Raw genomic sequence first — 21,992 nt, forward strand, 5'->3', positions numbered from 1 at the left:
TCCCATGCTGATCCTGGCCGGCCTGGGCCTGATCCTGGTGCTGACCGTTGCCACCGGCTACTTCGTCTCCCAGGAATTCGCCTACGTCGCCGTCGACCGGAGCCGCTTGCGGACCCTGGCCGAGGACGGTGACGCGGCGGCCGCGCGGGCACTCCGGGTCACGTCGCGGCTGTCGTTCGTGCTGTCCGGCGCGCAGGTCGGCATCACCATCACCGCTCTGCTGGCCGGGTACTTCGCCGAGCCGTATCTCGGCGCCGGCCTGGCCGACCTGCTCGGCGCGGCCGGCGTACCGAGCGCCGTGAGCATGTCGATCTCGGTGATCCTGGCGTTGCTGTTGGCAACGATCATCCAGATGGTGCTCGGCGAGCTGGCGCCGAAGAACCTCGCGATCGCGAAATCCGAGGCGATCGCGCTGCGGCTGTCCCGGTCGACGCTGATGTACCTGACGATCGCCGGCCCGGTGATCCACCTGTTCGACTCGGCCTCCAACCGGATCCTGCGCCGGGTCGGGATCGAACCGGTCGAGGAGCTGCCGCAGGGCGCGACCCCGCAGGAGCTCGACCGGATCATCGAGACGTCGTACGAGCAAGGCCTGCTGGACCAGGACACCATGCGGCTGCTCGACCGCGGCCTGGACTTCCGCGGGCGGACGGCGGGCGAGGCGATGGTGCCGCGCGTGGACGTGGTGACGATGCATCGCGACGAGCCGCTGACCCGGGTGGTCGAGCTGCAGGACACCGGGCACAGTCGGTTCCCGGTGATCGGCGACTCGGTCGACGAGGTGGTCGGCGTGGTCGCGATCGGCGATGTGGTCGAGCTGGAGCCGGCCGACCGGGCGGCGATCGCGGTCGGTTCGTTGGCGTCACCCGCGGTCGCCGTACCGGCCACGCTGCCGCTGCCCGGCGTACTCGAGCGGCTCCGGGTCGCGCGCCGCCAGCTCGCGATCGTCGTCGACGAGTACGGCGGGTTCGCGGGGATCGTCACGCTGGAGGACATCGCCGAGGAGCTGGTCGGCGAGATCCGGGACGAGGACGACCTTCCGGAGACCGGTCTGGTGCAGGGCGGTGACGGGTCGTGGGTGGTGCCGGCCCGGTGGCGGCTCGATCAGGTCGAGGAGGCAACCGGCGTACAGCTGCCTGAGGGTGACGACTACGAGACGGTCTCCGGTCTGGTGATGGCGCGGCTCGGTCGGATCCCGGTGGTGGGCGACGAGGTCGCGGTGGAGCTGCCGCAGCGGATCGACCATGACGGCCGGCCGATCCCCTCGGAGTACGTGCGGCTGACCGTGCAGACCATCGAACGCCGGGTGCCCGGCATCGTGCTGATGGAGCGGACGGCATGAGTACGACGTGGGCGCTGATCATCTCCGCCGTACTGCTGGCCTTGAACGGGTTCTTCGTCGCGGCCGAGTTCGCACTGGTCGCTTCGAAGCGGCATCGGCTCGAGGAGGCGGCCGCGTCCGGCAGCCGGGCGGCGCGGGCCGCGATCGCCGGTGTCAGCGAGCTGTCGCTGATGCTCGCGGGAGCGCAGCTCGGGATCACCTTGTGCACCTTGGGTCTCGGTTCGCTGAGCGAGCCGGCGGTGGCGCATCTGTTGCACCCGCTGTTCGAGCTGGCGCATGTCCCCGAGGGCATCGGACATGTGATCGCGTTGATCATCGCCGTCGGCGGGATCGGTCTGCTGCACGTCCTGCTCGGCGAGATGGCGCCGAAGTCGTGGGCGATCAGCGACCCAGAGCGCGCGGCGTTGGTGCTGGCGCTGCCGTTCCGCGCGTTCACGTACGTGTTCCGGCCGCTGCTCAGCGTGCTCAACTGGATCGCCAACCTGTGCGTCCGGCTGGTCGGAGTAACCCCGCAGAACGAGATCGCCAACGCCCACGGGCCGGACGAGCTGCGGCTGCTGATCGAGTCGTCGCGCGAGCACGGAACGCTCGAGCAGCCCGAGCACGAACTGCTGACCGCGATGCTCGCGCTGCAGAACACCACGGTCGGGCAGGTCATGACGCCGATCGCCGAGCTGTCGACGGTGCCCGCGTCCGCGACTGCCCGCGAGGTGGAGCTGACCAGCCGGCGCGAGGGCCATTCGCGGCTTGCGGTCGTCAGCTCGGGTACGACGATCTGCGGCATCGTGCACGTCCGCGACGCCGCCCGCGCGACCACAGCGGGCGACACGACCGTGCGCGCATCCGACCTGATGATGGCCGCGCTCGAGCTCGGCGACGGTACGCCGGTCGCGAAGGCGATCCGCACCATGCGCGACGAACGCGCCCAGCTCGCCGTCGTCTGCGGCGGCGACCAGGCGATCGGCGTCGTAGCCCTCGAGGACCTCCTCGAAGAGGTCATCGGGGAGTTCGACGACGAGACCGACCCGATCATCACCGCCGCGAAGGGGGACTAGCCCGGCTACCTTGTAGGCAGAAACCGTGTCGAGGAGGGGTTCGTGGCGATCAGCCGGATTGGGCTTGTGGTTCATCAGGGGCGGCCGGTTGCGGTGGAGACGGCCGGGACCGTGCGGAAGTGGGCGGCCGACCACGGGATCGGCTGCACCGACATCGACGTCTGGAAGGACCACAAGGAGCGGCGCAGCGGGACCGACGAGCTGCATCACGCCGGCGACCCGGATCTCGTCGTCACGCTCGGCGGCGACGGTACGTTTCTGCGCGGGGCGCGGATCGCCGCGAAGAACAACGCGGCCGTGCTCGGGGTCGACCTCGGCAAGGTCGGGTTCCTGACCGAGGTGGCGTGCCGCGACGTCGAGCCCGCGCTGGAGGCGGTGCACCACGGCGGAGCGACGTACGAGGAACGGATGACGCTGACCATGCGGGCGTCGCGGCCGTTGGAGATCCCGCAAGGTATCGAGTCCCTGCTGCGGTACGGGCACGGTCCGGCGTTGCCGCCACCGCCGGTGCGGCACGAGATGGCCGAGGGCGACGGCTGGGGGATGGCGCTCGACGTCACCGCGCTGAACGACGTGGTGGTGGAGAAGCTGGCGCGGGACCATCAGGTCGCGCTCGGCGTGTACCTGTCCGGCCGGCTGCTGGCGTCGTACTCCGCCGATGCGGTGATCGTGGCGACACCGACCGGGTCGACGGCGTACAGCTTCGCGGCGGGCGGACCGATCCTGTCGCCGACCACCGAAGCGATCGTGTTCACTCCGGTCGCACCGCACATGACCTTCAACCGAACGGTTGTCGCGGCGCCGGACGAGCCGATCGCGCTGCGCGTACTGCCGCACTCGGGGCAGGCCGCGGTGAGCATCGACGGGCAGCTGCGCGGCGTACTCGACCCGGGGGACTGGATCGGCGTCTACGGATCACCGCAACGACTGCGGCTGGTCCGCCTACGGCCGACGGACTTCTACGGCCGGCTGCGCGACCGCTTCCGGCTCACCGACGCACCAGCGACCGCACTCGACGGCGAGGCCGAACTGTTCTGGCAACCAGCCGGGTCGCCCATCCCACCCGACCTGAAGCACCTACGAATTCCGCTACCACCCCAGTGATCACCGGTAGGGTCTTTCCTCATGCGAAACGTGGTGATCCTGGCCGGAGGTTCAGGGACGCGGTTGTGGCCGATGTCCAGAGACGACAGGCCGAAGCAGGTGCTGCCGCTGGCGGCGGGACAGTCGCTGCTGCGGGTGGCGTTCAACCGGCTCCGCGGACTGGTCGAGCCGGAGAACATCTACGTGTGCACGGTCGGTGCGTACACCGACGTCGTACGCAAGGAACTGCCGGAGCTCGGCGAGCACAACATCATCGGCGAGCCGGCCCGCCGGGACACCGCGAACGCTGTCGGGCTCGCGTCCGCGGTGGTCGCGCGGAACGACCCGGACGCGGTCGTCGCGTTCGTCGGGTCCGATCACCTGATCAGCCCCGAGGAGGAGTTCCGGGCCGCGATCGAGCACGGGTTCCAGGTGGTCGAGGCGCGCGGGCGGTCGCTGGTCACGTTCGGGATCGAGCCGACGCATCCGCACACCGGGCTCGGGTACATCGAGCGCGGGGCGCCGATCGAGGGTACGTCGGCGTACGTCGTGGATCGTTTCCGCGAGAAGCCGGACCGGGCGACGGCCGAGGAGTACCTGGCGACCGGGCGGTTCTGGTGGAACTCCGGGATGTTCGTCTGGCAGGCGTCGACCGTACTCTCGGTCCTCGACTCGCTGCTGCCCGAGTCGGCCGCGAAGCTGCGCGAGGTCGCGTCGGTGTGGGACTCGGACTCGCGAGAAGCAACGCTCGCCGAGATCTACCCGAACCTGCAGAAGATCTCGGTCGACTACGCGGTGATGGAGCCGGCCTCCCAGGGCAAGGTCGACGCCGACGTGGTCGTCGTACCGATGCCGGTGCACTGGCTGGACGTCGGCTCGTGGGCGGCCCTCGCCGACACGTACGACACCGACGACAACGGCAACCGCACCGACAGCATCACCCTGAGCTGCCTACTCGACTCCCACGACAACATCATCGTCACCGACGACCCGGACCACCTGGTGGCAGCCGTCGGCCTCCGCAGCCACATCATCGTCCACACCCAGGACGTGACCATGGTGTGCCCGTTGTCGGACGGCGAGCGGGTGAAGGATCTGGTCGCACGAGTGCAGTCGGATCACGCGGACTACATCTAGCTGAAACGTCCCCGAGGACCGCATCCTCGGGGCGTTCCGCGTACGCCGGGAACGTCAGCCGGCGTTGGGTTCCTGGGCGTCGGCGGCGGGGTACTTCTCCATGAACTGTTTCAGGGCGTCGCCGCTGACCGAGCTGCAGAACTGGCGGTGGCCGAAGGACTTCTGCGAGGCGTCGGGGCTGCTCCAGTGGGCGAAAGCGAGGTTCTTGCCGTCGGGCCAGCCCTTGCCTTCGGACTGCTTGAACGGCGCGGCGATGAACTTGCCGACCGAGCTGTCCGGGAGCTTGGACTTGGAGATCTTCTCGATCTGGTCGACCTGATCCTTCGGCAGGGTGTCGCGGTACCAGAGGATCGTGTAGCCGTGCTCGAGGTTGTGGACCAGGTTCTCCACCGGCGGGCGGTCGCTCGGCGTGTAGAACTTCTTGTCGAACGGCGCCCAGACCGCGTAGTGCGGGCCCGACGACGGCGGCGAGACGGAGTACAGGATCTTCTCGCCGTCGGGGCGGTGGTCCTGGGTGCCGCCGGCCGGGTCTTCGGTGATCGCGTCGCAGGACGCCGCCGACGCGGCGACGCCGAAGTCGGTGAGCGCCTGGTTCTTGGTCTTGGAGTCCTGGACCAGCCGGATCGCCGGGTAGGAGATGATCGCCAGGCCGACCACGATGGCGCACACCACGATGATGATCGTGCGGCGGCGGTCCGACCGGGACTGCTCGCGCTGCATCTTCTCGATCATTTCGCGGCGCGACTGCTTCTGCGACGACGCTTTACCCACAGTGTTGGTCTTCCGGCTAAGGGCGGCCACCGCGCCGCCGTGCGAAGGCAGTGTACGAGGCAACCCTAAGAAGTTGCCTAGAAAACTACCGCGACCGTGAGCCGAACGTGACCGTCGCCTCAGCGCCCGGTCCCGGCCGCACCGCCACGCCGTACCCCTCCGCGTGCAGCAGTACGGCGAGCTTCTCGGCGACGACCCCGACCGTCACCGGCTCCACACCGAACACCGTGACAGCGTTGTCACCCACTTCGAGCCGTACGTCGTCCACGTCCCGCAGCAACCCGGCCCAGACCGCCGGATCGACCTCGCGCGGACCGGCCGGCGCCTGCCGCTCGAGTACGGCGGCCCGCGCGGCCTCCCGCGTCCCGAGGCTGAACATGTCGAACTCGGCGTCACGCACCAGTGCCCGTGCGCCTGCTCCGTCCTCGCCGACCGGCAGTACGGCGTCCTGCAGCCCACGCAGTACGGCGACCGGCACCCCGTCCGCCTTGCCCTTGACCAGCTCGCCCGCACTGGCGACCTCGTCCGCCAGCGCCGGCTCCGTCACCGCGAGGACGTTCCCGTGGCTGTCCGTCGTACCGCGCAGGTCCTCGATGACCCGCACTCCGGCCGCCCCGATGGCCAGGTCGGTCTGGCCGTTGCGCCACGGGCGGCCCAGCGTGTCTGTGATCACGATGCCGACGTTGACGTCGTACCGCTCCTTGAGCGCTGTCCGCAGCAGCCGGGCCGACGCGTCGGGGTCGACCGGGAGGAGCAGGACCGTGCCGGGGGCTGTGTTCGACGTGTCGGTGCCCGCGGCGGCCATGACCAGGCCGTGCCGCGTCTGGACGATCCGGGTCTCGCCGCGCTGCGCGACGACCCGCACCAGCTCGGCGTCGACCGCCTCCTGGCGGGTGCCGTGCGTCAACCGGCCCTCTGCCTTGCTGACGATCTTCGACGTGACCGCGACGACGTCACCGTCGCGCAGGTCGGTCCCGTCGGCGATCAGCGCGGCCAGGTCCGCCCCGGCCGCCACCTCCGGCAGTCCGGTCACCGGGAAGATCTCCAGGTGCTTCCTCATCGCCGTACGGCCTCCGCGAGGGTCAGTGCCGCGTCAGCCATCGCGGCGGTCGTGGTCTCGTCCGTCATCCACAACGGGACAGCCTGGACATGAATTCCGGCGCCGGCGATCGAGTCCGCCTGCATCGTGTCCGACGTGTCGATCAGCCAGCCGTCGAGTACGCCGCCCGACGAACGCGAACCGTAGTATCGCGCGACTGCCGACGCTGTGGACGCTACACCGACCGCGGCGAGCACCTTGTCGGCCATTCCGCGGACCGGACTGCTGCCGATGATCGGTGACAGCCCGATGACCGGAGCGGCTGTCTCCCGGACCGCGTCGCGGACGCCGGGTACGCCGAGGATCGTGCCGACCGACACCACCGGGTTGGACGGCGGGATGATCAGCACGTCGCAGTCCGCGATCGCCTCCAGTACGCCCGGCGCCGGCTTGGCCTTGTCCTGGCCGACCGCGATGATCTGGTGCGCCGGGATCTCCGCGTGCAGGCGGACCCAGTACTCCTGGAAGTGGATCGCCTTGCGCCGCCCGGGCTGCTCCGGGTCGTCGATCACGACGTGCGTCTCGATCCGGTCGTCACTCATCGGCAGCAGCCGCACCGGGAGCTTCCAGCGGCTGCAGAGCGCCTCGGTGACCGCGCTGAGGCTGTAGCCGGCGTCCAGCATCTGGGTGCGGACCAGGTGCGTCGCCACGTCCTTGTCGCCGAGGCCGAACCAGGTGGGCTCCACGCCGTACGCCGCGAGCTCCTCCTTGATCACCCAGGTCTCATCCTCACGGCCCCACTTGCGTTCCTCCGAGATGCCACCGCCGAGCGTGTACATCACCGTGTCGAGGTCCGGGCAGACCCGCAGCCCGAACAGGGTGATGTCGTCAGCGGTGTTCCCCACGACGGTGATCTCGGCGTCCGGACGGGCCCGGAGCAGCCCGCGCAGGAAGGAGGAACCGCCGATGCCACCGGCCAGCACTGTCAATCGCATGGGAAGAGTCTGCACGAGTCGTCAATGCGTCGAACCACCGCGGGACTATGCTGCGGTGGGTCCGAACCATCCGCACAGCTCAGTTGTACGGCCCCCCAACATCCGAGGAGCCCTCGTGGTCACCGACGCAACCAAAAAGCTCAGAGAGCCGGTCGCGTACATCCTGCTCGCATTCGCCGGCCTGCTCGCGCTGGCCTCGCTGATCCGGCTGTTCGTCGGCGGAGCCGGCTTCGTCGCCGCCTCCACCTTCGTGTCGAACTTGCTGTCCCCGCTCAGCTTCGTCGGGGTGCTGAGCATCCTCGCCGTGGTCGCCGCGGTGTGGCTGGTGAACGAAGGGGAGCGGACCCCGAACGCACGGATCGTCGCGCTGGCCGCGCTCGTCATCACGGGCCTGACCGCGCTGATCGTCCTGATCACCGCGTTCGCCGGGTTCAACGACGGCAACACCGCCGGGATGAAGATCTACAACTTCCTCGCGGCGCTCGCCGGTCTGGCGCTGTACGCCGGTGCCGGCTTCTACATCCTGAAGACCTTCCAGTCGCTGCCCGCGCCGGTGCGTGCGCCCAAGCCGGGCCAGTTCCAGCAGCAGGGCCAGCAGTACGGCCAGACCGCTCCGTACGGTCAGCAGCAGCCGGGCTACGGCCAGCCGGGCCAGCCGGGCTACGGCCAGCAGGGTCAGTACGGCGGCCAGTACGACCAGGGTCAGGGCCAGGGCCAGGGTCAGTACGGCGGTTACGCGGCGGCTGGTGCTGCCGGCGGATACGCCGCGGGCCAGGGCGAGCAGCAGCAGTGGCCGCAGGAGCAGGGCTGGAACCAGGGCGAGCAGCAGGCCTGGTCGGCCGGTGAGGCCGAGGCGCAGCACTCCGCGCAGCACTCCGCCGGTCAGCCGCAGGGCGACCAGCAGGCCTGGACCGCCGAGGGTCAGGGCGCCGAGCCGACCCAGCCGTGGACCTCAGAGGGCCAGCAGCAGTGGGGCGGCCAGGACCAGGCCCAGGGCCAGCAGTGGCCGCAGGAGCAGCAGTGGGGCGGCGCTGAGGCCGGTCAGCAGCAGTGGGGCGGCCAGGAGTACGCCGGGCAGTCCCAGCCGGCTCAGCCGGGCCAGCAGGAGTGGGGCCAGCAGGAGCACCCGGTGACGGAGGAAGGCTCGCACGAGCAGTCCGAGGCCCAGGCGCAGCCGGCCTGGCAGCAGGAGCAGGCCTGGCAGGCCGACGAGACCCCGGCAGCCGAGGCGCAGCCGGCTGCCTCGGAGCCCGCGCAGACCGAGCCCGCCGACGAGACCCGCGTCGACCCGCGCGTCGAGTCCGACAAGAACGACCCGAACCAGCAGGGGCAGGGCCAGCAGGGTTGGTGGTCCCAGCCTTCCTGACAGGGAAGCGATGTAGGGCGGCAAGCCTTTGCCGAGCAACGAGGAAAATCCCGGCAGGATGAGGTTTCCGTCCGGGCACGCAGTGCGAGAGGCCTGTATCCGCAGGCCTCTCGTTCTTTTGCGGGCATGTTGCGGATGATCCCAATAGCAGAGCACGGCTTGACTTTCGTGGATTGCAGGAATGTAATTTCAACCGTGTCGTTCGTTGGACACTCGGTATCGGGGACCGTTGCAGAGCGCAGGACGGACGAGGTCAGGCATGTGGACCGCAAACCCACATGTACAGGGGAACGAACAGGGTCGAGGAGGTCGTACCGTGACAGAGCTGATGGCGATTGTCGACGGTGAGGCGATCGAGGAGGAGCCGAACTGGCAGGAAAGGGCGTTGTGCGCCCAGACCGATCCAGAGGCTTTCTTCCCGGAGAAGGGCGGTTCCACCCGCGAGGCCAAGAAGGTGTGCCTCGGCTGCGACGTCCGGGGCGAGTGCCTCGAGTACGCGCTGCAGAACGACGAGCGCTTCGGGATCTGGGGCGGCCTGTCGGAACGGGAACGCCGCAAGCTGAAGAAGAAGGCCGTCTGAAGCGCCGGTAGAACCAGAGCACAACAACATCAGGACTTCCGCGAGGCCCCGGGCGAACGCCGCCCGGGGCCCGCGGCTTTCCTGGGTCTCGGTAGGCGGCTGTATGGTGAGTCCTCGCCGGGACCTGCGGTCACGGTGACCGTCCGCAAGCATCGAGGTGTCACAGCTCCGCATGGAACAAGAAGCTCCGGCCGGCTGGGAATTCTTCGACTCCGTCGACTTCCCGACCGATCACACCGGCGACCACATGCGTCGTCCGCGGGTCCGGCATGTCGTCACCGCGGTGGTGGTCGGGCACGAGGGCGCGGCCTGGCTGCCGCGGCTGTCCGAGGCACTGTGGGCGCTCAACCCGCGACCGGACCGGCTGATCGCGGTCGACACCGGCTCCACCGACGAGACCGCCGAGCTGCTGGCCGCGATGCCGGGGGTCGAGCCCGTCGTCAGCGTCTCGGCCCGGACCGGCTTCGGTATGGCGGTCGCCCGCGGCCTCGAGACGCACGGCTTCGCGCCGATCCCGAGCGCGGTCGGTCCGTACGGCGATGACGGTCACATGCCCGTGGTCGAGTGGCTGTGGTTGCTGCACGACGACTGCGCGCCGGCGCCGAAGGCCCTGGAGAAATTGTTGCTCCAGGCCACAATATCGCCGAACACCGGTGTCTGGGGCCCGAAGCTGCGGCTGTGGCCGCGGGACCGCGAGCTGCTCGAGGTCGGCGTCACCACGTCGCTCGGCGGCCGCCGCGACACCGGCATCGAGAACGGCGAGCTCGACCAGGGCCAGCACGACCAGCCGCGGAACGTTCTCGCGGTCAGCTCGGCCGGCATGCTGGTCCGTCGCGACGTCTGGGAGGCACTGCACGGTTTCGACCCGCGGCTGCCGATGTTCCGCGACGACATCGACTTCGGCTGGCGCGCCAGCCGCGCGGGTTTCCAGGTCGGCGTCGCGCCTGACGCGGTCATCTACCACGCACAGGCCGCTGCGACCGGTGAGCGTGCGCTGGCCGGCACCAGGCGGCACGCGTACCAGCTGGACCGCGCACATGCGTACTACACCGTTCTCGCGAACGCGCCGGGCAAGCTGCTGCCGCTGCTGATCCTGCGGTTCCTGTTCGGCACCGTGCTCCGCTCGATCTGGTTCCTGATCGGCAAGACACCGTCCGGTGCGGTCGACGAGTGGACCGCCTTGCTCGGCACGCTGCTCGCGGGTGGCTGGACGCAGGCCCGCAAGAGCCGCCGCAGTCTCGATCAAGTCCCGTACGACGACATCAAGGGGCTGTTCTCCCGGTCGGTGCACGCACTGCGGCACAACCTGGAGGAAACGACCAGCACGATCTCCGAGCGGATCCGTGAAGCCTGGGCGGACGAGCCGGAAGAGCAGGTCGTCACCACTGCGCGGCGGGCCAAGTCCACCGCCCGGGTGGCCGTCGACCAGCCGCGGTGGCGCCGTCAGCTGATCCGCCGGCCGTTCCTCGGCGCGTGGGTCGTGCTGGCGATCGGTGCGCTGATCGCGGCCCGCGATCTGATCGGCGACGGGTTCCTGCGGTCCAACCTGCTGCTCCCGGCCCACGAGAACATCGCAGCGCTCTGGCACGCAGCAGCGTCCGCTCCGCCTGGAGTCACGCCGCCTGCTTGGCTGGCGCAGCTCTGGGCGTTCTCGACGGTGATGTTCGGTCCGGACGGTGCGACGAATCTGCTCCTGCTGGGCGCGGTTCCGCTGGCCGGTCTGGCGGCGTGGGCGATGCTGCGGTCGTTCGTCGTCGACCGGGGCGCGCGAGCCTGGGGCGCATCGGCGTACGGACTGGCTGTGTTCACCAACGGTGCGATTTCGCAGGGGCGGCTCGGGACGTGCGTGGCAGCGATCGTGCTGCCGCTGCTCGGTGGCGCCGTACACACCGTGGCTCGGCGGCGGCGCGTGGTCGTTCAGGGCAGCTGGCGGGCCGCGTGGTTCGCCGGGATCTGTCTGGCGGTGCTGTTCGCGTTCACGCCGGCTCTTGGTCTGCTGATTGCCGTCGTCCTCGTCGTCGGTGCGGTGTTCGGACTGGGCTGGCGGCGACAGGGCCGGCAGTTGGTGTTCTCGGTCGTGCTGGGTCTGCTGCTCGTGCTGCCGTGGACCATCGACCTGATTCAGCATCCGTCGAAGCTGGGGCAGGAGGCGGGCGGTCCGCCGACCGCTGCGGTCGGTCCGGGCGACAGCCTGCCGCATCTGCTCACCGGTACGCCGATCGGTGCACCGGCACCGTGGTGGTTCGTCGTACCGCTGATCGTGGTGGCGTTGGTCAGTCTGCTGCGTGAGTCCCGGCAGCGGTACGAGCTGGTCGGCTGGTTCGCCGCACTGGCCGGTCTGGCCGGGACACTGGTCGCCAGTCGGCTCGGTGGTGGCAGTGGACCGTTGATGTTCCTGATGACGGCCGGCTGGATCATCTCCGTGACCGTCGCCTGGGACTCGGTCGGCAAGTCCAGGGAGATCATCGTCCAGGGCGTGCTCGGCCTGGTGCTGCTGACGACAGTCGTGACGGCCGGCTTCTGGCTGGTGCGTGGGACAGACGGTCCGTTGTGGAGCGGGCCGGCTCAGGACCTCCCGGCGTACCTCGTGTCCTCGCAGGACCCGCCGGAGAACCAGTCGATCCTGGTCGTGCGGAAGGCGCCGGGCGGTCAGATGCGGTTCGCGCTGGTCAAGGACGGCGGACCGCGGATGGGAGCGCTGGAGGCGGCGCCGACCGCGGCGCAGACGAAGCCGATCACGGACGTGCTGGCGACGCTCGGTGGTGGCGGCAGTGGCGAGGAAGGCCGGCAGTTGGCCGGTCTCGCGATCGACTACGTGTACCTGCCCGGACCGGTGGATCCGACGCTGCAGTCCACGCTCGACTCACTGCCCGGCCTGACCAGGGCCAGTGCGAACGACGGCGACGCTTCGTGGCTGGTCGATCGGTCGAAGATCGAGGGCAAGACGCCGTTGACCGACCAGACGCACACGGTCTGGCGCATCCTCGGCCTGATCGGCTGGATCATCGCACTGGTGTTCTGCCTGCCGACGGTCCGCCGGACGGTCGCCGTACCGCATGGCACGCACGCGAGGAGGGACCCCCGGTGAGCCGGTTGCTGTCCGACCCGCGTCTCCGGATCGGAGCCGTCGTCGCCGCCATGGCCGTGCTGGCCGGGCTCGGTGTGGTCACGCACCCCAAGAAGCCGGACACGAGCCCGGTGGCCGCCGCCACCGAGCCGGCCCGCGTAGTGGTGAACCGTACGGCGCTGTCCTGTCCGGTGCTCGCAGCAGGTGGCGGCAAGATGGCCAGTGTGGTGAACGGCGTGTCGCCGACGCTGCCCGATGGCACTCCGACCGCGACCGGCAGCGCAGACCCGCTGACGATCGCCCCGCTGCCGGCCACGTCCGACCCGGTCGGCTCGATCCTCAAGCGCGGCTTCATCGGTTCGAGTGCGGTGGTGGTGAAGCCGGAGCCGCTGTCGATCCAGGGCGCCGGTCCGCTCGCCGCCGGCACCGTCGGCACGAGTACGACGACCTCGGACGACGGCGTCAACTCCGGTATGGCGAGCGTTCCCTGCCAGCAGCCCGGATCGGACTTCTGGTTCGTCGGAGCATCCGGAGCGAAAGACCGGCGCGACGTGCTCGTCCTGACCAACCTCGACAGCATCAACGCCGAAGTCAACGTCACCGTGTACGCGCGGAACGGACAGCAGGATCTGCCCGCTGCGCGAGGCATCGTCGTACCGGCCCGCGGCACGTTCCCGCTGTTCCTCACGCAGATCGCTCCGAACCTTCGGGACATCGCCATGCATGTGGAGTCGACCGGCGGTCGCGTGGCTGCCGCCGTCCGCTCCAACGCGTCCAATGCCGACGGCGGGCCGGCCGGCGTGGACTGGCTGAACACCTCGGCAGCGCCTGCGACCAAGGTCTTCGTGCCGGCGGTGGCGTCCGGCGGCGGGCTCCGGATCCTGTCGGTGGCGAACCCGTCGGACCTGCAGGCGACCGCCAGCCTCACCGTGAACGGGCCGAACGGGCCGTTCAAGCCTGCCGGTCTCGAGACTGTGCAGATCGACGCCGGTTCGGTGAAGACGATCATGCTCGACCCGGTGCTGCACGGTGACCCCAGTGGGATCACCGTGACCTCGGATCAGCCGGTGACCGCGTCGATGCGGATGACAGATGCGGCCCGGACCGAGTTCGCGTCGATCGGGTCGTCGGACGCGCTGACCGGACCGGCGTACCTGGTGCTGCCGGCGCACAAGCAGCCGGCGATGCTGCAGGTGACCGCGCCGGGGAAGAACGGGAGCGTCAAGTTCGAGCTGCGCGATGCGGCCGGGCGGGCGCTGAGCACGCGGGCGCTGGACGTGGTCGGTGGCTCGACGACGCAGATCCCGATCCCGGCCCAGCCGCGGCCGACGTACCTGATGGTGCAGCAGACGCGGGGGACCGTTGTCGCAGGTGTCACGCTGATGCCGGCGGCGAAGCCGGACAAGGACGACGTGGCACAGGTGGCCGCGTGGCCGTTGACGACGTCGCTCGTGTTCCGGGCTCAGCTGGGTGCGCAGCCCGACGTGAGCGCCGCGCTGCGGTAGAGCTCAGCCTTCGGAGGTGTTGGCTCCGGGGTCCCGAACCATCCGGAGGTGGCCGCGGCGGGCTACCTCGACCGGTGCGCCCGGAGTGCCGGCGCGGGGCTCACGCGGTGGCAGCGGACGAGCTGCTTCGCGGACCGCGTTCGCCAGGGCTTCCAGGTCGTCCGAGGACGGACCGGCCGCCGCGGGGTCCGGGGCGAGCCGGATGACTTCCCAGCCGTTCGGAGCGGTGAGCCGATCGGCGTGATCGGCACACAGGTCGTAGCAGTGCGGTTCGGCGTACGTCGCGAGTGGGCCGAGGACGCAGGTCGAGTCGGCGTACACATAGGTGAGCGTCGATACGGCAGGCTTCTGACATCCGGCGCGCGAACAGATCCTGGCGATGCTCACGACCAGACATTACGCCCACTAGGCTGAGCGTGTGACCGAGGCTCGCCGTCATCGCAGGCACATCGACCGCCACGGCCGCGGAATGCTCGGCCCGATCAGCCGGCCGAGCAAGTTCGCGCCGCGCGGTCTGCCGTTGCAGCGGTCCGCCGCGGCCCAGTTCGACGAGGTGGTCGCGATCGAGGTGACACGGTTGGAGAAGCGGCTGCCGCAGGTGGTCGCGCGGGTCGAGTTCGCGATCGAGGACGTGCCGAACCTCGAGCTCGACGCCACCGAGATCCCGCTCACGCATGCGACCGGCGGGACCTCCCACGAGCCGTACCGGATCGTCGTCTTCCGCCGCCCGATCGAGCTCCGCGCCGAACGCTCCGGCTCCGGCCTCTCCTGGCTGGTCCGCTCCGCCCTCGTGCTCGAGCTGGCCGACGTCCTGGCCCTCTCACCCGAACAGATCGACCCCGACTTCGACACCGACGAGGACTGACACGCCCTCTCCCCGGTCCGACATGCCGGTGTTGGAACATGTTCCGTAGTGTGGGAAGGGGTTTGTGTCCGTCGTTGTCATCGGGAGAGGATCGTAGTTGTGAACGATCAAAGACTGCGGGTCGGAGTTGTCGGGCTGGGCTTCGCCGGGCGGACGGCGCTGGAGGCGTTCTCCGAGCTGCCCGATGTCGAGGTGGTCGCGCTGGCGGGCCTCGAGAAGGACATCCTGACCAGCCTGGGCGAGAAGCACGGCGTACCGCATCTCTACGAGAAGTGGGAGGACCTGCTCGAGACCGAGGGCCTGGAAGCGGTCAGCATCGGTACGCCGACGCAGCTGCACGCACCGATCGCCCTGGCGGCACTGGCGAAGGGCCTGCACGTCCTCTCCGAGAAGCCGCTGGCCCGGACGGTGGCCGAGGGCACCGCGATGGTCGAGGCCTCCAAGAAGGCCGGCCGGGTGCTGAAGGTCGTGTTCAACCACCGCGAGCGCGGTGACGTCGCGGCGCTGAAGCACCAGATCGACGAGGGCCAGCTGGGCCGGATCTACTACGCGAAGGCGCACTGGATGCGCCGCAACGGCATCCCCGGCATGGGCGGCTGGTTCACCAACCGCGAGCTGTCCGGCGGCGGTCCGTTGATCGACCTCGGCGTACACATCCTCGATATGGCGCTGCACCTGCTCGGTGAGCCGCAGGTGACCACGGTCTCGGCGAACACGTTCGCCGAGCTCGGTCCGCGCGGCAAGGGCAGTGTCAGCAGCGCGGAGCGGCCGACAGTCGACACGCTCGGCTCGAAGTTCGAGGTGGAGGACCTGGCGACGGCGTACCTGCGGCTCGAGGGCGGCGGCGCGCTGCAGCTGGAGACCAGCTGGGCGACGTTCCGGGCTCCGGGCGACAACTTCGGGATCGAGCTGTTCGGCACCGAGGGCGGCGCGAAGATCGAGGTGCAGAACTACACCACCGAGGACACGCTGCGGATCTTCACCGACGTGGCCGGCGTACCGGCCGAGGTGAAGCCGGCGACCGGGCCCGGGCTCGGCCACCGGGCAGTGGTGCGGGAGTTCGTCCGGATCGTCAAGAGCGGCGACTGGGAAGGTCAGAACGGGTCCGAGGCGCTGCTGCGGACCGAGGTCATCGACGCCTGCTACGCCTCGGCGAAGGCAGGACGAGAGGTTGTGCTCCATGACTGAACCGATTCGCGTCACGGTGTGGGGCGAGAACGTCCACGAGGGCCGCGACGAGTCTGTCCGCAAGCTCTACCCGGACACCATGCACGGCACGATCGCGGCCGCGCTGCGCGACAAGCTCGGCCAGGACGTCGTCGTCCGTACCGCCACGCTGCAGGACCCGGAGCACGGTCTGACCGAGGAGGTGCTCGCCGACACCGACGTACTCACCTGGTGGGGTCACGCCGCGCACGGCGACGTCGACGACGCGATCGTGGACCGGGTGCACCAGCACGTGCTGTCCGGGATGGGCCTGATCGCGCTGCACTCGGCGCACTTCAGCAAGATCTTCATCAAGCTGATGGGTACGACGTGCTCGCTGGACTGGCGCGCCGAGAACGACCGCGAGCTGATCTGGACGGTCGCGGCCGGCCACCCGATCGCGCAGGGCATCCCGCACCCGCTGGTGATCGAGCGCGAGGAGATGTACGGCGAGCTGTTCGACATCCCGCAGCCGGACGAACTGGTGTTCGTCAGCTCGTTCACCGGCGGCGAGGTGTTCCGCTCCGGCTGCTGCTACCGCCGCGGTCAGGGCCGGGTCTTCTACTTCCGTCCGGGTGACCAGGAGTTCCCGACGTACCACCAGCCCGAGGTCCAGCAGATCATCGCGAACGCGGCCCGGTGGGCGGCTCCGGTCGTCCCCCGTCAGCTCCCCACCGTCCACCACCGCAAGGACCTCGGCTGGTTCGAGAAGGCCTGAAATACAGCTTTTGGAGTGGGCCGGATAGGGTCCACGCATGGTGGATGTTGCGGCGATCTTCAAGGCGTACGACGTGCGGGGGGTCGTCCCGGACCAGTTGGACGAGTCGGTGGCCCGGGCGACCGGGGCCGCGTTCGTCGAGGTTCTGGACGTCCTCGCGGGGCCCGGGGCGGTCGTGGTCGGTTACGACATGCGGCCGTCCAGCCCGGCGCTGGCGGCTGCGTTCGCCGAGGGGGTGACCAGCACCGGTGCGGATGTGATCGACATCGGCCTGGCCTCCACCGACCAGCTGTACTTCGCGTCCGGGCGGCTCGACCTGCCCGGCGCGATGTTCACCGCCAGCCACAACCCGGCGAAGTACAACGGCATCAAGATGTGCCGCCCGGGCGCCGCTCCGGTCGGCGCCGACTCGGGCCTGCGCGACATCGCGGACCTGGTCGCCAAGGCCCTGACCGAGGGCCCGGCGACCGCGTCTACTCGGGGACACGTCACGCACAAGGACCTGCTGACGGCGTACGCCGACCACCTGCACGACCTGGTCGACCTGAGCGGCATCCGCCCGCTCACCGTGGTCGTCGACGCCGGCAACGGCATGGGCGGCCACACCGTCCCGGCCGTCTTCGCGGACGGCCCGGTGACGATCGTCCCGATGTACTTCGAGCTCGACGGCAACTTCCCGAACCACGAGGCCAACCCGCTCGACCCGAAGAACCTGGTCGACCTGCAGGCCAAGGTCCGCGAGACCGGCGCCGACCTCGGGCTCGCCTTCGACGGCGACGCCGACCGCTGCTTCGTGGTCGACGAGAAGGGCGACCCGATCTCGCCGAGCGCGATCACCGGCGCGGTCGCCGTCCGTGAGCTGGCCAAGCACCCGGGCTCGACCATCCTGTACAACCTGATCACCTCCAAGGCGGTCCCGGAGCTGGTCACCGAGCATGGCGGTGTCCCGGTCCGGACCCGGGTCGGGCACTCGAACATCAAGCAGAAGATGGCCGAGACCGACGCGGTGTTCGGCGGCGAGCACTCCGCGCACTACTACTTCCGCGACTTCTGGCGGGCCGACACCGGCATGCTGGCCGCGCTGCACGTGCTGGCCGCGCTGGGTGAGCAGGACAAGCCGGCCGGCGAGCTGTTCGCCGAGTACGAGCGGTATGTCGCGTCCGGTGAGATCAACAACAAGGTCGCGGACGCGGCGGCGACGGTCGCGGCGATCGAAGATACGTATTCTGGCCTCGACGGCGTGACCGTCGACCATCTGGACGGGTTGACCGTGTCGGCGGGACAGTGGTGGTTCAACGTCCGTGCGTCGAACACGGAACCGTTGCTGCGGCTGAACGTCGAGGCCGCGGACCGGTCCGAGATGGAGCGTGTCCGTGACGAAGTACTGGCCCTGATCACCGGCGCATCGGTGGAGGAGAACTGAATGGCAGTCAATCTGGACCCGGACCTGCTGAGCATCCTGGTCTGCCCGAAGTGCCGCTCCGAGTTCCGCGTGGACGACGAGGCGAGCGAGCTCGTCTGCACGAACGCGTCGTGCGCGCTGGCCTACCCGGTGCGTGACGACATCCCGGTGCTGCTGATCGACGAAGCCCGGGACACCAGGGAAACGGCCGCGACAGAGAGCTGACGGAGAGCTGATGAGCGTCTTCGACGACACCCGGCTGGACGACCCGGCCGTACTGCTGGCGGCCGACCACCTGCTGCGCCGTCTGGCGATGGCCGGCGCCAGGGTCCGGGCCGAGCTGGAAGCATCCGAGGACGTGCTGTCCAAGGTGACGTCGGACGGCTTCCGTCCACGCGCCGTGGTGGCCGCGGGCCGTGACGCCCGGCTGGTCCGGGCCGTGCTGGAGCCGGTCTGCCCGGTTCCGTTCCTCGCCTGGCCCGGTCCGGGGCTGCCGGGGTGGGCGGGTCCGCTCGACCTCGTCGTCGTGCTGGGCGCAGCCAACGAGGACCCGGACGCGGTGTCGGCGGCAGGCGAAGCGGTGCGCCGGGGTTGCGGGCTGATGGTCGCCGCGCCGGAGGACTCGCCGGTGGCGATCGCCTCGGCCGGACTCCGGCACGCGATCCGGCTGCCGTCCCAGTCCGACGACCAGCTGGCGTCGGCCGTCGCCGTGCTGCAGGCGCTGCACCAGCTGGAGCTCGGCCCCGAGGTGGACCACAAGTCGGTCGCGTCGTTGCTGGACGACGTCGCGATCGAGTGCTCGCCGAACAACGACGTCTCGAACAACCCGGCCAAGGACCTCGCGCTGATCCTGGCGGACGCGTTGCCCCTGGTCTGGGGCGGCTCTGTCCTCGCCGCCCGTGCGGCTCGTCGCGTGGTCGAGGCGCTCCGGCTGGCGAGCGGCCGGCCCGCGCTGGCCGCGGACGCCGGCCACCTGCTGCCGGTGCTCAACCAGCCGCCGCGGGACCTGTTCGCGGACCCGTTCGACAAGCCCGAGGAGCTCCGCCCGGCGCTGGTCATCCTGGACGACGGTGTGGAGGACGCAGGCGTCGCCGAGCAGCACCGCAAGCTCGAGGCGAAGGCACAGGCGCACGACGTCCGTGTGTTCACGGTGACGCAGGCGAACGGTACGGACATCGCCCGGTACGCCGCTCTGACCCAGCACGGCCGATACGCCGCGGCGTACCTCGGGATCGGCCTCGGCCGGTACGGGAAGGCGAGCGACACCGACCCGGTCGAGCCAGGGATCCCCTCGGAGGACCCGGCGTGGTAGTCCCGCTGCAGAACACCATCCGCGACTACGCGTGGGGATCGCCCACCGCGATCCCCGAGCTGCTCGGGGTGGCGCCGGACGGCAACCCTCAGGCCGAGATGTGGATGGGTGCGCACGAGTCCGCGCCGTCCGTCCTGCCGAACGGCGACACGCTCTACGACGTTGTGTCCGCCGACCCGGCCGCGGTGCTGGGCGCGGAGACGGCCGAGCGGTTCGAGGGACGTTTCCCGTTCCTGGCCAAGCTGCTGGCGGCCGCGCAGCCGTTGTCGATCCAGGCGCATCCCTCCCGGGATCAGGCGATCGACGGGTACGAGCGGGACGAGGCGGCCGGGATTCCGCGGGACGCCGGCGACCGGAACTACAAGGACGCCTGGCCGAAGCCGGAGATCCTGATCGCGCTCGAGCCGTTCGACGCGCTGGTGGGCTTCCGCCCGCTGGAGCGTACGGTCGCGCTGCTCGAGGCGCTGGCGCCGACAGGATTCGGCGAGCTCACCGATCGGTTGCGGGACGGGAAGCTCCGCGAGGCGTTCACCGACTTCATGAGCTCCGACCGGGACGCGATCCGTCCACTGGTCGGTGCGCTCGGCGAGGCCGTGGCGCAGTACGTCGGGGACGCGTTCGCGCTGGAGCGGGAGACGCTCTCGAAGCTGTGCGCGGACTTCCCGGACGATCCCGGCGTACTCGCGGCCCTGCTGCTGAACCGGGTTCGCCTGGAGCGGTTCGACGCGGTGTACCTGCCGGCGGGGAACGTGCACGCGTACCTGCGCGGCCTCGGCTTCGAGGTGATGGCGAACTCCGACAACGTGCTGCGCGGTGGGCTGACGAGCAAGCACGTCGACGTGCCCGAGCTGGTCTCCGTGGTCGATTTCGAGCCGCTGGACAACCCGGTGCTGACTGCTGATGACGACGGTGTCTACGAGACCGGCTGTCCGTACTTCGCCGTCCGGCGCGTGGACCTGAACGGTGCCGAACAGCCGGTCGACGGGGTCGGGCCGCGGATCATCTGCTGTGTCGACGGCACGGTCGATGCTGCCGGCAAAGAATCTGTTGTGACGTTGTCCGCGGGGCAGTCCGCGTTCGCCTCGGGACCCGAAGGACCCTGTATCTTGCGTGGTTCCGGCACGGCGTTCGTCGTGTCCGCGCGCTGATCCCCGACGGAGGACCTGAACAACCATGGCTGGTGGCGGAAACAAGGCCGTTGTCGCGGCTTTGCTGGCGAACACCGGGATCGCGGTCACCAAGTTCGCCGCCTGGGCACTGACCCAGTCGGCGTCGATGCTGGCCGAGGCGATCCACTCGCTCGCCGACGCGGGCAACCAGGTGCTGCTGCTGGTCGGCGGTCAGCGGGCCAAGCGCGCGGCCGACGAGCTGCACCAGTTCGGGTTCGGTCGTGAGCGGTACGTCTACTCGTTCATCGTGTCGATCGTGCTGTTCAGCGTCGGCGGTCTGTTCGCGCTGTACGAGGGCTACCACAAGGTGCACGAACCGCACGGGATCGACAACTGGAAGTGGGTCCCGGTGGCGGTGCTGGTGCTCGCGATCGCGATGGAGAGTTTCTCGTTCCGGACCGCGATCGTCGAGGCGAACAAGCTGCGCGGGAGCGTCCCCTGGGTGCGCTTCGTCCGCAACGCCCGCGCCCCGGAGCTGCCGGTCATCCTGCTGGAGGACTTCGCCGCCCTCACCGGCCTGGTGCTGGCGCTGATCGGCGTGGCCCTGACCCTTGCCACCGGCAACGGTGTGTTCGACGGCCTGGGCTCGATGGCGATCGGCGCGCTGCTGGTCTGCGTCGCGATCTTCCTCGCGATCGAGATGAAGTCGCTGCTGCTCGGCGAGTCCGCGACCCGTGAGTCCCAGGCTCGCATCGTCGCCGCCATCGAGAACACGCCCGGCGTCCAGCGCCTCATCCACATCAAGACCCTGCACCTCGGTCCGGAGGAGGTGCTCGTGGCCGCCAAGGTCGGCGTCGAGCCGACCGCCGACGCGGCCGTCGTCGCGGGGACCATCGACGCCGCCGAACGCGCCATCCGTGCGGCCGAGCCGATGAGCCAGCACATCTACCTCGAGCCCGACGTCTTCCACGAGAACCACGTCCCCGACGAGCGGCCCGCCGTACCCGAGGCTCCGTCCCACTAGCGCTGTTTGGGTGGGAGTACTCCACTCCTCCCCAGCCATCTGAGGGCGCGGTCGCGGTCGACCTGGGCCTGGGTCGGGGGTGCGGTGAGGCGGCCGGTGCGGTAGCCGAGGTTGCGGATGTCGGCGGCCACGGAGGGCTCGGCCAGGGCCCGGAGCGCGAACGCCAGTGCGGCCGGCGTCACGTCGTACCGGCGTTCGAGGTCGAGCGCGAGTTGTACGGCGGCCAGGTCGCGGTCGTCGTACTGGCGCTGGGCGGTGTGCTCGGACCGGGACCGGGGGAGCAACCCGAGCGCCTCCCGGTAGCGCAGCATGCGTGGAGTGGTACCCAGCTGGCGAGCCGCCTCGGTGATGCGCATACCTCAATCTTGACATTTCGGTGTCAAAATCGCGCTCCGAGCGATCAAACCGCGTGCCTC

21 protein-coding genes are annotated in these 21,992 nt (G+C 69.7%); 16 read left to right on the forward strand and 5 right to left on the reverse strand.

Features of this window, described 5'->3' with window-relative positions; all coding sequences use genetic code 11:
* Positions 1-4: 4 nt before the first annotated feature.
* From OHA18_RS22380 to OHA18_RS22395, 4 genes are read left to right on the forward strand one after another with little or no spacing between them, the layout of a single operon-like run.
* Positions 5-1,342: a hemolysin family protein gene (locus tag OHA18_RS22380; protein WP_328997210.1), complete on the forward strand. Its 1,338-nt coding sequence runs from the start codon at positions 5-7 to the stop codon at positions 1,340-1,342.
* Positions 1,339-2,397, forward strand: coding sequence for a hemolysin family protein (locus tag OHA18_RS22385; protein ID WP_328997211.1), 1,059 nt, complete (start codon positions 1,339-1,341; stop codon positions 2,395-2,397). Before OHA18_RS22380 ends, OHA18_RS22385 begins: the two co-directional genes overlap by 4 nt.
* Before the next feature lie 42 nt (positions 2,398-2,439).
* Positions 2,440-3,501, forward strand: coding sequence for an NAD(+)/NADH kinase (locus tag OHA18_RS22390; RefSeq protein WP_328997212.1), 1,062 nt, complete (start codon positions 2,440-2,442; stop codon positions 3,499-3,501).
* Between the two features lie 21 nt (positions 3,502-3,522).
* Complete coding sequence (locus tag OHA18_RS22395; RefSeq protein ID WP_328997213.1) at positions 3,523-4,617, forward strand: mannose-1-phosphate guanylyltransferase; 1,095 nt, start codon at positions 3,523-3,525, stop codon at positions 4,615-4,617.
* Between the two features lie 54 nt (positions 4,618-4,671).
* On the opposite strand, the gene OHA18_RS22400 is transcribed toward OHA18_RS22395, so the two are convergent.
* The 3 genes from OHA18_RS22400 to cofD all read right to left on the reverse strand — a co-directional run bounded on the left by OHA18_RS22400 (position 4,672) and on the right by cofD (position 7,422).
* On the reverse strand, positions 4,672-5,349 hold the full coding sequence (locus OHA18_RS22400; RefSeq protein ID WP_328997214.1) for a DUF3105 domain-containing protein: 678 nt from the start codon (positions 5,347-5,349) through the stop codon (positions 4,672-4,674).
* Between the two features lie 124 nt (positions 5,350-5,473).
* A complete protein-coding gene (locus OHA18_RS22405; RefSeq protein WP_328997215.1) occupies positions 5,474-6,448 on the reverse strand; it encodes a coenzyme F420-0:L-glutamate ligase in 975 nt (324 codons plus the stop codon).
* Positions 6,445-7,422 (reverse strand): 2-phospho-L-lactate transferase, encoded by a 978-nt coding sequence (gene cofD, locus OHA18_RS22410; RefSeq protein ID WP_328997216.1) that lies wholly within the window; start codon positions 7,420-7,422, stop codon positions 6,445-6,447. The genes OHA18_RS22405 and cofD overlap by 4 nt, the downstream gene beginning before the upstream one ends.
* A gap of 115 nt (positions 7,423-7,537) precedes the next feature.
* On the opposite strand from cofD, the gene OHA18_RS22415 reads away from it, so the two are divergent.
* The 4 genes from OHA18_RS22415 (at position 7,538) to OHA18_RS22430 (ending at position 13,940) form a co-directional block, all read left to right on the forward strand.
* Positions 7,538-8,788, forward strand: coding sequence for a hypothetical protein (locus OHA18_RS22415; protein ID WP_328997217.1), 1,251 nt, complete (start codon positions 7,538-7,540; stop codon positions 8,786-8,788).
* A gap of 328 nt (positions 8,789-9,116) precedes the next feature.
* On the forward strand, positions 9,117-9,368 hold the full coding sequence (locus tag OHA18_RS22420; protein WP_020389877.1) for a WhiB family transcriptional regulator: 252 nt from the start codon (positions 9,117-9,119) through the stop codon (positions 9,366-9,368).
* Positions 9,369-9,540: 172 nt separating this feature from the next.
* Positions 9,541-12,456: a glycosyltransferase family 2 protein gene (locus OHA18_RS22425; protein ID WP_328997218.1), complete on the forward strand. Its 2,916-nt coding sequence runs from the start codon at positions 9,541-9,543 to the stop codon at positions 12,454-12,456.
* Positions 12,453-13,940: a DUF5719 family protein gene (locus tag OHA18_RS22430; protein ID WP_328997219.1), complete on the forward strand. Its 1,488-nt coding sequence runs from the start codon at positions 12,453-12,455 to the stop codon at positions 13,938-13,940. The genes OHA18_RS22425 and OHA18_RS22430 overlap by 4 nt, the downstream gene beginning before the upstream one ends.
* A gap of 3 nt (positions 13,941-13,943) precedes the next feature.
* Here the strand turns inward: OHA18_RS22430 and OHA18_RS22435 are convergent, their stop codons facing one another.
* On the reverse strand, positions 13,944-14,327 hold the full coding sequence (locus tag OHA18_RS22435) for a DUF3499 domain-containing protein (protein ID WP_328997220.1): 384 nt from the start codon (positions 14,325-14,327) through the stop codon (positions 13,944-13,946).
* A 31-nt stretch (positions 14,328-14,358) separates the two neighbouring features.
* Between OHA18_RS22435 and OHA18_RS22440 the strand changes: the two genes are divergently transcribed.
* The 8 genes from OHA18_RS22440 (at position 14,359) to OHA18_RS22475 (ending at position 21,576) form a co-directional block, all read left to right on the forward strand.
* On the forward strand, positions 14,359-14,805 hold the full coding sequence (locus tag OHA18_RS22440; protein WP_328997221.1) for a metallopeptidase family protein: 447 nt from the start codon (positions 14,359-14,361) through the stop codon (positions 14,803-14,805).
* A gap of 99 nt (positions 14,806-14,904) precedes the next feature.
* Positions 14,905-15,993 carry a Gfo/Idh/MocA family protein gene (locus OHA18_RS22445; protein WP_328997222.1) on the forward strand — a complete coding sequence of 363 codons (1,089 nt, stop codon included), beginning with the start codon at positions 14,905-14,907 and terminating at the stop codon, positions 15,991-15,993.
* The gene (locus OHA18_RS22450; protein ID WP_328997223.1) at positions 15,986-16,729 is read left to right on the forward strand and encodes a ThuA domain-containing protein; all 744 of its coding nucleotides are present in this window, start codon (positions 15,986-15,988) and stop codon (positions 16,727-16,729) included. The genes OHA18_RS22445 and OHA18_RS22450 overlap by 8 nt, the downstream gene beginning before the upstream one ends.
* Before the next feature lie 37 nt (positions 16,730-16,766).
* Positions 16,767-18,152: a phosphomannomutase/phosphoglucomutase gene (locus tag OHA18_RS22455; protein ID WP_328997224.1), complete on the forward strand. Its 1,386-nt coding sequence runs from the start codon at positions 16,767-16,769 to the stop codon at positions 18,150-18,152.
* Positions 18,153-18,356: a Trm112 family protein gene (locus OHA18_RS22460; RefSeq protein WP_328997225.1), complete on the forward strand. Its 204-nt coding sequence runs from the start codon at positions 18,153-18,155 to the stop codon at positions 18,354-18,356. It begins immediately after the preceding gene.
* A 10-nt stretch (positions 18,357-18,366) separates the two neighbouring features.
* Positions 18,367-19,443, forward strand: a complete 1,077-nt coding sequence (locus OHA18_RS22465; RefSeq protein WP_328997226.1) for an SIS domain-containing protein — start codon at positions 18,367-18,369, stop codon at positions 19,441-19,443.
* Positions 19,437-20,591, forward strand: a complete 1,155-nt coding sequence (gene manA, locus OHA18_RS22470; protein ID WP_328997227.1) for a mannose-6-phosphate isomerase, class I — start codon at positions 19,437-19,439, stop codon at positions 20,589-20,591. Before OHA18_RS22465 ends, manA begins: the two co-directional genes overlap by 7 nt.
* A gap of 25 nt (positions 20,592-20,616) precedes the next feature.
* Positions 20,617-21,576 (forward strand): cation diffusion facilitator family transporter, encoded by a 960-nt coding sequence (locus tag OHA18_RS22475; RefSeq protein WP_328997228.1) that lies wholly within the window; start codon positions 20,617-20,619, stop codon positions 21,574-21,576.
* Here OHA18_RS22475 and OHA18_RS22480 read toward each other — a convergent pair.
* Positions 21,573-21,932, reverse strand: coding sequence for a MerR family transcriptional regulator (locus OHA18_RS22480; RefSeq protein ID WP_328997229.1), 360 nt, complete (start codon positions 21,930-21,932; stop codon positions 21,573-21,575). The two genes, OHA18_RS22475 and OHA18_RS22480, sit on opposite strands and share 4 nt — an antisense overlap.
* Between the last annotated feature and the right edge of the window lie 60 nt (positions 21,933-21,992).

The sequence above is a fragment of the Kribbella sp. NBC_00709 genome (assembly GCF_036226565.1).
Taxonomy (GTDB): domain Bacteria; phylum Actinomycetota; class Actinomycetes; order Propionibacteriales; family Kribbellaceae; genus Kribbella.

What these genes read in the sequence shown, in the direction of transcription:
- OHA18_RS22450 (WP_328997223.1), top strand. Translation starts at nt 15,986, where the DNA reads ATGACTGAACCGATTCGCGTCACGGTGTGGGGCGAGAACGTCCACGAG.
- OHA18_RS22400 (WP_328997214.1), bottom strand. Translation starts at nt 5,349, where the DNA reads ATGATCGAGAAGATGCAGCGCGAGCAGTCCCGGTCGGACCGCCGCCGC.
- OHA18_RS22455 (WP_328997224.1), top strand. Translation starts at nt 16,767, where the DNA reads ATGGTGGATGTTGCGGCGATCTTCAAGGCGTACGACGTGCGGGGGGTC.
- OHA18_RS22380 (WP_328997210.1), top strand. Translation starts at nt 5, where the DNA reads ATGCTGATCCTGGCCGGCCTGGGCCTGATCCTGGTGCTGACCGTTGCC.
- OHA18_RS22395 (WP_328997213.1), top strand. Translation starts at nt 3,523, where the DNA reads ATGCGAAACGTGGTGATCCTGGCCGGAGGTTCAGGGACGCGGTTGTGG.
- OHA18_RS22425 (WP_328997218.1), top strand. Translation starts at nt 9,541, where the DNA reads ATGGAACAAGAAGCTCCGGCCGGCTGGGAATTCTTCGACTCCGTCGAC.
- cofD (WP_328997216.1), bottom strand. Translation starts at nt 7,422, where the DNA reads ATGCGATTGACAGTGCTGGCCGGTGGCATCGGCGGTTCCTCCTTCCTG.
- OHA18_RS22405 (WP_328997215.1), bottom strand. Translation starts at nt 6,448, where the DNA reads ATGAGGAAGCACCTGGAGATCTTCCCGGTGACCGGACTGCCGGAGGTG.
- OHA18_RS22480 (WP_328997229.1), bottom strand. Translation starts at nt 21,932, where the DNA reads ATGCGCATCACCGAGGCGGCTCGCCAGCTGGGTACCACTCCACGCATG.
- OHA18_RS22420 (WP_020389877.1), top strand. Translation starts at nt 9,117, where the DNA reads ATGGCGATTGTCGACGGTGAGGCGATCGAGGAGGAGCCGAACTGGCAG.
- OHA18_RS22475 (WP_328997228.1), top strand. Translation starts at nt 20,617, where the DNA reads ATGGCTGGTGGCGGAAACAAGGCCGTTGTCGCGGCTTTGCTGGCGAAC.
- OHA18_RS22465 (WP_328997226.1), top strand. Translation starts at nt 18,367, where the DNA reads ATGAGCGTCTTCGACGACACCCGGCTGGACGACCCGGCCGTACTGCTG.
- OHA18_RS22460 (WP_328997225.1), top strand. Translation starts at nt 18,153, where the DNA reads ATGGCAGTCAATCTGGACCCGGACCTGCTGAGCATCCTGGTCTGCCCG.
- OHA18_RS22385 (WP_328997211.1), top strand. Translation starts at nt 1,339, where the DNA reads ATGAGTACGACGTGGGCGCTGATCATCTCCGCCGTACTGCTGGCCTTG.